This is a genomic window from Streptomyces sp. NPDC030798, from assembly GCF_055572275.1.
This window is the reverse complement of record NZ_JBVIDR010000002.1, coordinates 509,381-521,104: the sequence shown is the minus strand read 5'-3', so window position 1 is coordinate 521,104 and position 11,724 is coordinate 509,381. Positions and strand designations below refer to the sequence as shown.

General features: G+C 70.4%; 11 protein-coding genes. 5 read left to right on the top strand and 6 right to left on the bottom strand.

All coding sequences use genetic code 11. The features are described 5' to 3' along the window. Positions 1-46: 46 nt before the first annotated feature. Genes ACZ404_RS06825 through ACZ404_RS06810 form a run of 4 tightly spaced genes read left to right on the top strand, consistent with a single transcriptional unit; the run spans position 47 to position 3,161 of the window. Positions 47-1,000 (top strand): metal ABC transporter substrate-binding protein, encoded by a 954-nt coding sequence (locus tag ACZ404_RS06825; protein ID WP_468436618.1) that lies wholly within the window; start codon positions 47-49, stop codon positions 998-1,000. A gap of 20 nt (positions 1,001-1,020) precedes the next feature. After that, a complete protein-coding gene (locus tag ACZ404_RS06820; RefSeq protein ID WP_468436616.1) occupies positions 1,021-1,800 on the top strand; it encodes a metal ABC transporter ATP-binding protein in 780 nt (259 codons plus the stop codon). Further along, a complete protein-coding gene (locus ACZ404_RS06815) occupies positions 1,788-2,690 on the top strand; it encodes a metal ABC transporter permease (RefSeq protein WP_468436614.1) in 903 nt (300 codons plus the stop codon). Before ACZ404_RS06820 ends, ACZ404_RS06815 begins: the two co-directional genes overlap by 13 nt. Before the next feature lie 60 nt (positions 2,691-2,750). Then, on the top strand, positions 2,751-3,161 hold the full coding sequence (locus ACZ404_RS06810) for a Fur family transcriptional regulator (protein ID WP_468436612.1): 411 nt from the start codon (positions 2,751-2,753) through the stop codon (positions 3,159-3,161). Positions 3,162-3,218: 57 nt separating this feature from the next. On the opposite strand, the gene ACZ404_RS06805 is transcribed toward ACZ404_RS06810, so the two are convergent. From ACZ404_RS06805 to ACZ404_RS06780, 6 genes are all read right to left on the bottom strand, one after another. Next, positions 3,219-3,764: a Pycsar system effector family protein gene (locus ACZ404_RS06805; protein ID WP_468436610.1), complete on the bottom strand. Its 546-nt coding sequence runs from the start codon at positions 3,762-3,764 to the stop codon at positions 3,219-3,221. Continuing rightward, positions 3,761-6,427: an ATP-binding protein gene (locus ACZ404_RS06800; protein WP_468436608.1), complete on the bottom strand. Its 2,667-nt coding sequence runs from the start codon at positions 6,425-6,427 to the stop codon at positions 3,761-3,763. Before ACZ404_RS06800 ends, ACZ404_RS06805 begins: the two co-directional genes overlap by 4 nt. Next, on the bottom strand, positions 6,424-8,346 hold the full coding sequence (locus ACZ404_RS06795; RefSeq protein WP_468436606.1) for an ATP-binding protein: 1,923 nt from the start codon (positions 8,344-8,346) through the stop codon (positions 6,424-6,426). The genes ACZ404_RS06800 and ACZ404_RS06795 overlap by 4 nt, the downstream gene beginning before the upstream one ends. 157 nt (positions 8,347-8,503) lie before the next feature. Further along, positions 8,504-9,343, bottom strand: coding sequence for an isoprenyl transferase (locus tag ACZ404_RS06790; protein WP_468436604.1), 840 nt, complete (start codon positions 9,341-9,343; stop codon positions 8,504-8,506). 49 nt (positions 9,344-9,392) lie between these two features. Then, entirely contained in the window at positions 9,393-10,139 is a 747-nt protein-coding gene (recO, locus tag ACZ404_RS06785; RefSeq protein WP_132783564.1) for a DNA repair protein RecO, read from the bottom strand. Between the two features lie 225 nt (positions 10,140-10,364). Beyond that, positions 10,365-10,580, bottom strand: a complete 216-nt coding sequence (locus tag ACZ404_RS06780; protein ID WP_468437178.1) for a hypothetical protein — start codon at positions 10,578-10,580, stop codon at positions 10,365-10,367. Between the two features lie 216 nt (positions 10,581-10,796). Here ACZ404_RS06780 and ACZ404_RS06775 point away from each other — a divergent pair, with 216 nt between their 5' ends. After that, on the top strand, positions 10,797-11,723 hold the full coding sequence (locus tag ACZ404_RS06775; protein WP_468436602.1) for a dihydrodipicolinate synthase family protein: 927 nt from the start codon (positions 10,797-10,799) through the stop codon (positions 11,721-11,723). The last annotated feature ends 1 nt before the right edge of the window (position 11,724 follow it).

The following is an 11,724-nucleotide window of genomic DNA, read 5'->3' as shown; positions in this document are numbered from 1 at the left end:
CAGCCGTTGTTGACAACGGTTTCCATATTTGTTGAAAATGACTGTCATGAACGTACGACGACGCCTCATACCCGTCGCGGTGACCACGGTCACCGCCCTCGGGCTGGGCACCCTCTCCGCCTGCTCCACCGACGCCGTGGCGGGCGACACCGGCAAGTTCGACGTCGTCGCCTCCTTCTATCCGATGACCTTCCTCGCCGAGCGGATCGGCGGCAGCCACGTCCACGTCACCAGTCTGACCTCCCCCGGCCAGGAGCCGCACGACCTGGAGATCAGCCCCCGGCAGATCGCCCTGCTTCAGGACTCCGACGCGGTCCTGTACCTGAAGGACCTCCAGCCCTCCGTCGACGACGCGGTGGCCCAGTCCCCGGTGAAGACGAAGATCGACGCCGCCTCCCTGACCACGCTGGAGGAGCACGGCAACGAGGTGGGCGGCCACGCGGCCGCCCATGACACCTCCCACGGCGAGGAGTCCGGCGGCAAGGACCCGCACATCTGGCTCGACCCCGTGCGCTACGCCCAGGTCGCCGAGGGCGTCGGCAAGGCCTTCGAGAAGGCCGACCCCGAGCACGCGGCCGACTACGAGAAGAACACCACCGCCCTGGTGAAGCAGTTGCGGGAGCTGGACGCCCGGTTCAGGAACGGGCTGGCCCGCACCAGGACCAAGGTCTTCATCACCACCCACGCCGCCTTCGGCTACCTCGCCGAGCGCTACGGCCTCACCGAGGAGGCCGTCAACGGCCTCGACCCCGAGTCGGAACCCAGCGCCGCGCGCGTGAAGGAGCTGGAGACGATGGCCAGGGCCGACGGGGTCCGCACCGTCTTCTACGAGACGCTGGTCAGCGACAAGACCGCGAAGACCATCGCGGGCGACGCGGACCTGCAGACCGACGTCCTCGACCCGATCGAGGGCATCACGGCCAAGTCCCGCGGCAGGGACTACTTCTCCGTCCAGGAGGCCAACCTCAAGGCGCTCGAGCGGGCTCTGGGCGCCAAGTGACCGGCGGCGAGGAGGAGATCATGGGCGAGCCCGTCGTAGCGATGCGCGGGGTGAGGGCGGAGCTCGGCTCGCGCCCCGTCCTGCGCGGCATCGACCTGACCGTGCACCGCGGTGAGGTCGTCGCGCTGCTCGGCGCGAACGGCTCCGGCAAGTCGACGGCCGTGCGCACCGTCATCGGCCAGGTGCCGGTCAGCGCCGGGACCGTCGAGCTGTTCGGCACCCCGCGCCGGTCCTTCCGGGACTGGGCGCGCGTGGGGTACGTGCCGCAGCGCACCACGGCCGCCGGCGGGGTGCCCGCCACCGTGACCGAGATCGTCTCCTCGGGCCGGCTCTCCCGCACCCGCTTCGGCCTGTTCCGCAGGTCCGACCGGGAGGCCGTGCGCCGGGCCCTGGAGCTGGTCGGCATGGCGGACCGCGCGGGGGACTCGGTGACCGCGCTGTCCGGCGGCCAGCACCAGCGGGTGCTGATCGCCCGCGCGCTGGTCGCCGAGCCGGAGTTGCTGATCATGGACGAGCCGATGGCGGGCGTCGACCTGGCCAGCCAGGAGGTGCTCGCGCACACGCTCGAGGAGCAGGTCGCGGCCGGTACGACGGTTCTGCTCGTGCTGCACGAGCTGGGCCCGCTGGAGCCGCTGATCGACCGGGCGGTCGTCCTGCGCGACGGCTGCGTCCTGCACGACGGCCCGCCCCCGAAGGCCCTGGGCCAGCACGCCCTGCCGGGCCACGACCACGTCCACCCGCACACCTCCGCGGGTGCCGATCCGATCCGTACGGGACTGCTGAGCCGATGGACTTCCTGAACTACGCCTTCATGCAGCGGGCGCTGCTCGCGGCCGTCCTGGTCGGCATCACCGCGCCCGCCATCGGCATCTACCTCGTGCAGCGCCGCCAGCCCCTGATGGGCGACGGCATCGGGCACGTCGCCATGACCGGCGTCGGCCTCGGCTTCCTGCTGCACGCCTCGCCGGTGTGGATGGCCACGGCCGTCTCCGTGCTCGGCTCCATCCTGATGGAGCTGATCCGCTGGTACGGCAGGACGCGCGGCGACATCGCCCTCGCGATGCTCTTCTACGGCGGCATGGCCGGCGGCGTGATGTTCGTGAACCTCGCGCCGGGCGGCTCCAACGCCAACCTGACGTCGTACCTGTTCGGCTCGCTGTCCACGGTGTCCCCGTCGGACGTGACCGCGATCGTGGTGCTGGCGGCGTTCGTGGTCGTCGTCACCCTGGGCCTGCGCCGCCAGCTCTTCGCGGTCAGCCAGGACGAGGAGTTCGCGCGGGTCACCGGGCTGCCCGTCCGGGCCCTGAACCTGCTCACGGCCGTCACCGCCGCCGTCACGGTGACCGTCGCCATGCGGGTGGTGGGCCTGATCCTGGTCTCCGCGCTCATGGTCGTACCGGTCGCCGCCGCGCAGCAGCTCACCCGCAGCTTCGCCGCGACCTTCGCGATCGCCGTCGCCCTCGGGGTCACCGTGGCGATCAGCGGCACGATCACGTCCTTCTACCAGGACGTTCCGCCCGGCGCGACGATCGTCCTGCTGACCATCGCCGCGTTCGTGGCGCTCACCGCGCTGGCCGCCCCACTGGCCCGGCGGCGCGCCCGCGCGGCGGCCGCGGCGCACCCCGCGGGAGACCCGGTGGAGTGCGCGATCCCGGCCACCAGAGCCGCGGGGGACGAGATCGGCGCCTGACCGCCGACAGCCCGGGCTGGCACAATGGCCCGGGCAGACGCGAGAGGTGAGGAGACAACGGTGACGACCGCTGGACCGCCCGTGAAGGGCCGCGCCACCCGGCAGCGTGCAGCCGTGGCGGCGGCCCTGGACGAGGTCGAGGAGTTCCGCAGCGCGCAGGAACTGCACGACATGCTCAAGCACAAGGGCGACTCGGTCGGGCTCACCACCGTCTACCGCACCCTGCAGTCCCTCGCCGACGCCGGCGAGGTCGACGTCCTGCGCACCGCCGACGGCGAGTCCGTCTACCGCCGCTGCTCCAGCGGCGAGCACCACCACCACCTCGTCTGCCGCAGCTGCGGCAAGGCCGTCGAGGTCGAGGGGCCGGCGGTGGAGAAATGGGCGGAGGCGATCGCGGCGGAACACGGCTACGTGAACGTGGCCCACACGGTGGAGATCTTCGGCACCTGCGCGGAGTGCGCCCGGCAGTAGCCCGCCCACGCGCTCCCCGACGTCACCGGCCGACGTTGCCCAGCGGCACCCCTGACGTCATCTCAGGGCCACCTGGAGTGCCAGGGCCAGGGCGAAGCCCGCGAGCGCGGCGCCCAGGGCGAGTATCCCCGTTCTGATGCGGCGGTATTTGCGCTGCACGAGCCGGCTGACCGTCCACAGCTGGGCCAGATGCCGCGTCAGGGCGTCCTGGGCGTCCCGGGCCGTGGCCTCGCGGAGTGCGGTGATGTCGGCCAGTGCGGCCATGTCCGCGTAGAAGTGCACCGGGCCGGGGCCGTCGGGCGGTGGTGCGGGCCTCCCGAGCAGATGCGGACGCCCGGAGCCGGGCATGACGGCCAGGGCCATCATCAGGACGCCGTACGCGCCGGCGACCGCCGCGCACCACCACACCGTCTCGGCCGTGGCGGTCAGCCGCCCGGGCGACCACTGGCCCGCCAGCGCCCCGGTCAGCAGCACGCTCCCGATCACTCCGGCGGCGCTGAGCAGGATGCCCGCCTTGGTGTCGGCCCGGTTGATCTCCTCCCTGGTCTCCTTCAGCAGGGCCTCCACGTAGAGCAGATGCCGCTGGTGCGGGTCCGCCGTCATGAGGTCGCCGGGCGGTACACCTGGACCGGCGTCGCCAGGCCGTTGAGCGTCACCTGCCGGCAGATGCCGAAGTCGGAGGCGTTCCACAGGCCGGCGTGGGTGCCCTCGTCGTAGGCGTTCTTGGTGATCAGCAGGCGGGAGCCCGCCTCGGTGTACAGCCTCTCGTCCGCGCACAGCCGGGTGGCCTCGACCGCGGGCAGGCCCATGAGGTCGACGGCGGAGACGATGGGTCCGACGTAGATCCTTCCGTAGGCCAGGGCCACGCGCAGCACCGGCTCGGAGAAGCGCGTCTCCGCGACGATGGCCCCGGCTTCCTCGACCCGTTCCGGGAAGGAGCGGACCCGGTCCGCCAGCCCGGTGGTGAGGGCGTTGTGCACATTGCGGTGGCCGGCTGAGTCGTTCGGGATGTAGAACTGCAGCCCGTCGCCGGTGTAGCCGATGACCTGGGCCACGGACTCGATGAACTCCTTGAGGTCTGCCAGCAGGAGCCTGAGGTAGCGCACCGCCTGCATGGGGCCGCTCGCCGCGTTCCCGATGACGCCCGCCGTCGAGCCCTGCATGTCGAGGACCCCGACGAACGCGTCCAGCTCCAGTTGCTCGCCCGTCGCGTCCGACTCGGCGATGCGGGTTCTGAGATCGCGTACTTCCACGGACAACTGCTTGCTGACCTCCCGGTACTTCGCGGCGTCCTCGGTGGTCTTCAGCAGCCCCTCGATGAGCTGGCCCGTGAACCGCTTCTCCGTACTGATCATGGAACGGGTGCTGTTCCACCCGTAGTAGTCCAGGACGGCACGCCAGCACACGGCCATCGCGCCGAGTGAGGCGATCGACTTGTGGGGGGACTCCGTCAGGAGCCGCATCAGCGGGTTGTTGGCGTTGACGTGGATGGTGAGCACGCCGCCCTTCTGCTCCATGCCCTCGACGGTCCGCAGCAGTTGGTCGACGATCACCTCCGAGCCGGTCGCGTCGCGCAAGGTGCTCAGCTGGCTCTTGATGTTCTCCAGGTGTTCGGGGTCCACGTGCGAGTCGGTGATGGCGATGGCGGTCGACGCCGGCTCGAACCGCTCCACGCGCACCTCGTGCTGCCGCGCGGTGAACTGGATGCCGGAGGTGATGCTCTGTGCGAGATCGGCCCACACCACCCCCTCCGCCAGGGGCAGCGCCTCGAACCGGCTGGCGTTCACCTTGCGGAGCTGGAAGTCCGGGAACGAGTCGTTGTAGAGCTGCATCTGCATCAGCATGGCCTGGTGCGACTTCTTCTCGGCCCGGCTGACGTCGATGATCTCGGGATACGTCGAGAGCAGCATCTCCTTCTCGATGGGGTTGGCGCTGTCCGAGTAGTAGACGTACGCCTTCTCGCCCTCCGGCGAACGGCTGCCGCTGATCATCTCGTCGATGGCGCGCCACACCGGCTGACCCTGGGCGCCGATCCGGTCGTTGACCACGTAGAACGGGATGTAGCGGGAGGCTTCGAGCAGGAAGGACTCGGCCGCGTCGTGCTCGCTGGTCGACGCGCCCGGATCACCGAAGAGGATCGCCTGGATGAGCCGGCCGATCACCGTGTTGTCGATGTTGGGCCACAGCCCGTAGAAGTCGTCGGGCCGGCGCTTGGCGAAGTCGACGAAGGCCTTCTCGAACTCCTTGGCCACCACCGAGCGCACCCACAGGTACACCGGGTCGAAATCCTTGACGGTGCGCCGGGCCAGGTCGTACGGCAGGTCGGGGCACTCGACGATCGCCTGGACGAACGGCGCGTAGGACGGGATGAGCCGGTTGACCTCCCGGTCGACCAGCATCTTCTTCACATGGAGTGAGGCGGCGAGCGAGATGGAGATCTCGTCGCGGAAGTAGAGGACGCCGGAGGCGGTGTGTCCGCTGCGCTCGTCCGTCACGTCGAAGCGGTGGATGAAGAGCGGTTCGTTGCGCTGCCCGAACATGGACCGGAAGGCACTGCGGGCCTCCCTGTCGCTGTGCCAAGGGACGTTCTGGGCATTCACCTGGCGGGCGTTTCCGGCCACGCCGCTCTGCGCGACCTGGATCGGCACCGGGATGAGGTAGCAGTGCTGCCGGATGATCTCCGCGAGGCCCTCGTCGTCGCGGAGGCTGTCGATGCGGTCCGCGTACTCGCGGGAGTAGGCGTCGCGGAAGTACAGGCGCACGCGGGTGCCGTGGGCGAACTCGTGGCCCGGCAGTTCCTCGATACGCCAGCTCTCCTTGTCCCGGGTCTCCCAGCGCAGCGTCTTGTTCCCGTCCAGGCGGCGGGTGACGACCTCCACCCGGTCGGCGACGATGAACGCCGACAGGAAGCCGATGCCGTACTTGCCGATCAGGCTCGGGTTCCGCGACTGCAGCTTCGCGCTGCTGCCGACGATGCAGAGCTTGGTGCGGATGTCCTCCTCGGACATGCCGATGCCGTGGTCGATGACCTCGACGTACGGCTCGGTCGGGGAGGCGCCGTCCACGTTGACGCGGATGGGGTGCTCGCGGCCGATCGAGTCGGGGAGCTCCATCAGCGCGTCGTGCGCGTTCTGGATCAGCTCCCGGATGGTGAGGAAGGGGTCGCTTCCGTACAGGTCGCGTACCAGCAGGTCGAGGATGGTCGACACCGCGCCGATGGAGATCTTGCCGTCGCCGCGTGTCGCCGTGTCCTGGGTGTCCGTCACCGCGATCCGCCCCCCGTTTCGTCCGTGTCCGCCGTGCTGTCGTGGTGTCGGCCGGCCGGCCCGGCTGCTCCGAGGCTGTCGTGCAGGACGCCCAGCACTTCCTTGTTGAGCAGGTCGAACCGCTCGGCGCTGATGCTGGTCTCGGCCATGAACTGGGCCAGGGCGACCATGATGCGCGCGTGCCGTCGCAGTGCGCCGAGCGGCTGTCCGGCCTCGAGGGCCGCGCGCAGGTTCCGGACGGTGCCGTTGCGTGTGTTGACCACGGCCCAGCGGCCTCCGTCCGCTTCGCCCCCGTTCCGCGTCCGGGACGCGTCCTTCGGTGACTCGCCGCCGAGGGCACCGAGCAGGCTCTCGAAGTCGTGGTCCAGCAGCCACCAGTCCGGGTCGAGGTCCGACAGGAGACCCAGCAGGGAATCGGGGCCGCTGCGCTCGGGTCCGCCGACGGTGAGCAGGCGCACGGGCACCCTGGCGTCGGCGTCGTCCGCGCACAGCACCGACCAGCCGTCGTCCACGACGGACTCGAAGAGCCCGTGCAGGGGGCTGTGGTGGTCGGCGCTGTCGTGGGCCTGCGCGATGAAGTCGGCGACGACATGGCGCAGGGTCAGCCCTGCGTCGTCGCAGACCGAGCCGACCAGTTCGCGCAGCCGCGGGTCGTCGAGGAGCACGGGAGGCGATCCGAGGTGCCGGGCCCGGTCGGCGAACAGCCGGTCGGCGCCCCGGTCGTGGGCCCAGCGAAGGACGCGCCCGTCCCCGCGCTCCAGGATCTCCGCCACGGAGGTGTGGCGGTGGTCGGCGACCGGGAAGAACAGCGGGAGCGGCAGCCTCGGTCCGAGCACCCGGCGCAGGTCCCGGCTCTTGGACAGGACGCGGGCCAGATGCTCGCCGTGCACGTCGAATATCCGGTCCAGGACGCCCCCGCGGCGTTCGGCCAGTGCCGTGAGAAGGTCCTTGGCCCCGTCGAAGAGACTCTGCCTCAGTTGTGCGTAGTTCTCGTCCTGGCGCAGCGCGGCCCGGTCCGGCTTCAGCTCGATCCCGTCCACGTTGACCAGCCCGCACAGGAAATAGTTGAGCGGATACGGGAGGAGTTCCTCGGAGGTGACTTTGATGCCGCGTCGGTAGACGTCGACGGGCGGCGCCGGCACGCCTTCGGGAATGACGGCGAGTACGCCTTCGCCGGCGACGTCCACCGTGCGCACGTGAAGCGGTGGCTCACTCCAGCCGAATCTTTTCTGCAGCAGTTCGCCGATTCCGCCGCCCCGGGTGGACACCGCATCGCGCCACCCCTCCGCCCGGGGAATTCCGAGAGGCACTCCGTCGACGAAGACGGGGTAGGGCGCATAGAGATAGGAGTCCCGCAGGTATTCGACGATTCCGTCGGTGGTGAGGAGGTGTTCGGACTCCGGGTCGATCCGCAGCTCGACCTCGGTGCCGTGGGCCTTCGGCCACTGCGGGACGGACTCGATGACGGCGGTGCGTCGCCGCCGGTCCAGGGTCCAGCGGGTGGCGCCACCACCGGGGACCGCGCGCAGGGACCGCGAGGTGACCGTGACGCTGGTGGCGGCGAGGAACACCGTGTAGAAGCCGAAGCCGAACTTGCCGATGCCCAGGGTGTCACCGGCCGTCTTGGGCCAGCCGCTGAAGAAGACGTTGCAGAGGTTCCTCTCCAGTTCGCCGTCGGTCATTCCGATGCCGCCGTCGGCGATGGTGAGGGTGCCGTATTCCCCTTCCCCGGGAATCTCCAGGGCCTGGGCGGTGGTGATGTGGATGGGCTGGGGATCCGCGCCCAGCCGCACCGCCTGGAACGTGGCCTCGAGCGAGTTCTGTAAGAGTTCTCGGAACAAGACCTCGGGTTTGTCGAACAAACCCTCGACCAAGGACAGAAAACTGCTCACGTCCATGCCGATGTCTGCTTCGCGCACCGACCCCGCCCCCCGTGCCATGTATGACAGGCCAGCATTGAGAGGCTCATCGTATCCGCATATGACCGGGTCAACAAGGCATCGAGAGACAGGGATCGCTTCGATCAATTAACAACAGCGGTGCGCAGGAAAGCGAAAGAAGTCGAGCGCCGAATTGTCACTCTTCCCTCTGGGGCACCTCATTTCCCAGCAGTTGCTCGTTGGGAATGGCCCCGCCGAAGCGGCGGTCGCGGGAGGCGAACTCGAGGCAGGCGCGCCACAGGTCGCGGCGGTCGAAGTCGGGCCAGAGGACGTCCTGGAAGACCATCTCGGCGTAGGCGCTCTGCCAGAGCAGGTAGTTGGAGGTGCGCTGCTCGCCGCTCGGGCGCAGGAACAGATCGACGTCCGGCATGTCCGGGTAGTACAGGTACTTCTGGATCGTCTTCTCGGTGACCTTGGCCGGGTCCAGCCGGCCGGCCTTCACGTCCTCGGCCAACGCCTTGGCGGCGTCGGCGAGTTCCGCGCGACCGCCGTAGTTCATGCAGAAGTACAGGGTGAGCAGGTCGTTGCCCTTGGTCTGCTCCTGGGCGACCTGCAGCTCCTTGGCGACCGACTTCCACAGGCGGGGCATGCGGCCCACCCAGCGCACACGGATCCCGAGGGCGTCGAGCTGGTCGCGGGTCTTGCGGATGAAGTCGCGGTTGAAGTTCATCAGGAAGCGGACCTCGTCGGGCGAGCGCTTCCAGTTTTCGGTGGAGAAGGCGTACAGGGAGATGTTGCGGACGCCGATCTCGATCGAGCCCTGCAGCACGTCCAGCACGCGCTCGGCACCGACCTTGTGCCCCTCGGTGCGGGGCAGCCCCCGCTCCTTGGCCCAGCGGCCGTTGCCGTCCATGACGATCGCGACGTGCTCGGGGACCAGCTCCCCAGGGAGCTTCGGCGGGCGGGCGCCGGACGGGTGCGGCTCCGGCGCCTTGTACTCGCGGCGCTGGCGACCCAGGATCCCGCGTACGACCATGAGCTTCTCGTCTCCCTCTGCCTCGGGGTGTCGCTGTACGACGTGGCTGTCACTTCTCGACGTAGCGGAGCGAGCGCAGCCCGCGCTCCAGATGCCAGTGCAGGTAGGCGGACACCAGTCCGCTGCCCTCCCGGACGTACCGCGCCTCGCACGCGTCCGCCGTCTCCCAGTCTCCCGTAAGCAGCGCGCCGAGCAGTACCAGGGTCTGCGGCGAGGGTACGACGCTGCCGGGCACCCGGCAGTCGGCGCAGACGGAGCCGCCGGAGGCGACCGAGAAGAAGCGGTTGGGGCCGGGCATGCCGCACTTGGCGCAGTCGCCGAAGCTGGGGGCGTAGCCGTTGACGGCGAGGGAGCGCAGCAGGAACGCGTCGAGGACGAGGTGCGGCGCGTGCTCGCCCCGGGCGAGCGTCCGCAGCGCGCCGACCAGCAGCAGATACTGCTGCACGGCGGGCTCGCCCTCGTGGTCGGTGAACCGCTCGGCGGTCTCCAGCATGGCCGTGCCGGCGGTGTAGCGGGCGTAGTCGGTCACGATGCCGCCGCCGTACGGGGCGATGGTCTCGCTCTGCGTGCACAGCGGCAGGCCGCGCCCGACCAGTTCACTGCCGCGTGCGAAGAACTGCACGTCCACGTGCGAGAAGGGCTCCAGCCGCGCCCCGAACTTCGACTTGGTCCGCCGCACTCCCCGAGCCACGGCCCGCACCCGCCCGTGCCCGCGCGTGAGGAGGGTGATGATGCGGTCCGCTTCGCCCAGCTTCTGGGTGCGCAGGACGATGCCGTCGTCCCGGAAAAGACTCATCACGCCCCCCGACGGTCATACGGCCGGGCGCACGGGGGTCGCCCCCCGGGAGAGCACAGCACGATGCGGTCCGCCTCGCCCAGCTTCCGGGTGCGCAGGACGATGCCGTCGTCCCGGAAAAGACTCGTCGCGGCCCCCGACGGGGGTGGGGATACGGGGGCGCGGGACGGGGTCATGCATCCATTCTGCCCGTCCGGTGGGGTGCTGGGGGCCGGGGGCGGCTCTTCAAGGGACCTCGCCGCGGCTGCGCGCGTTCGCGTGGGCCGTCGCCGCGCTCAGCCGCTCCGCCTGGGTGGCCCGGCGGACGTTCTCCGGCCGGGCGTCCCACTCCCGCCCGCCGCCGTACGGTCGCAGCTGTACGTACGGCCCCACGTGCCCCATGACGATGCCGAGGCGGCCGGTACCGGTGTCGACGGCACAGGAGCCGACCGGCAGTTTCATCGCGTCCACGTCCGGTCGCTCCCCTGCCCGCGGCAATTTCACGCTTCGCATGCCTCTGGTGGCCCAGCGTGTCTACACTCGGCCGGAGTCTGTCCCGACCGCAGGCGGCACGGCCGCGTCGCACCCGGGTCACGGTGACCACTGCCACCATCGGTGGAAGAGGGCCGCCGAGCCGAGAGGCGGCCGCGCCGAGACCCGAGCCGCCAGGAGCCCCGCATGACGTTCCCCGCACCGCTCACCGGTGTCGTCCCGCCCGTCTGCACGCCGCTGACCCCGGAGCGCGAGGTGGACGTGCCCTCGCTGCTGAGGCTGGTCGGCCATCTGGTGGAGGCCGGGGTGCACGGGCTGTTCCTGCTCGGGTCGACGTCGGAGGCGGCCTACCTGACGGACCGGCAGCGCCGGCAGGTCGTGGAGGCGGTCGTGGGCCATGTCGGCGGGCAGCTCCCCGTCCTCGCCGGTGCCATCGACATGACCACCCCGCGCGTCCTGGACCACGTCGAGGAGGTGACCGCCGCCGGCGCCGGGGCCGTGGTCGTCACCGCGCCGTTCTACGCCCGCACCCACCCCTCCGAGATCGTCCACCACTACCGCAGGACCGCCGCCGCGAGCCCGGTCCCGGTGATCGCCTACGACATCCCGATGGCGGTGCACACCAAGCTGCCCGCCGAGCTGGTGCTGGGCCTGGCCGCCGACGGGGTGCTGGCGGGGGTGAAGGACTCCAGCGGGGATCTGGCCGCCTTCCGGGAGATCGTCACCGGCTCCCGTGCCCACGCCGGCTTCAGCGTGCTGACCGGCTCCGAGCTGCTCGTCGACGCCGCGCTGGACATGGGTGCCGACGGCGCGGTGCCCGGGCTGGCCAACGTCGACCCGCACGGCTACGTCCGGCTGTACCGGCTGAGCCGGGCGGGTGACCAGGACGGTGCGCGGGCCGAACAGGAGCGGTTGTGCGCGCTGTTCGGGATGGTCCGCGCCGGTGACCCGGCCCGGATGGGCGCCGGCTCGTCGGCGCTGGGCGCGTTCAAGGCGGCCCTGCACCTGCGGGGCGTCATCGACTGCCCGGTGACCGCCGAACCGCAGGTCCCCCTGTCGGGCGACGAGGTGGCGAAGGTGGGCAAGTTCCTGACGGCGGCCGGGCTGCTCTAGC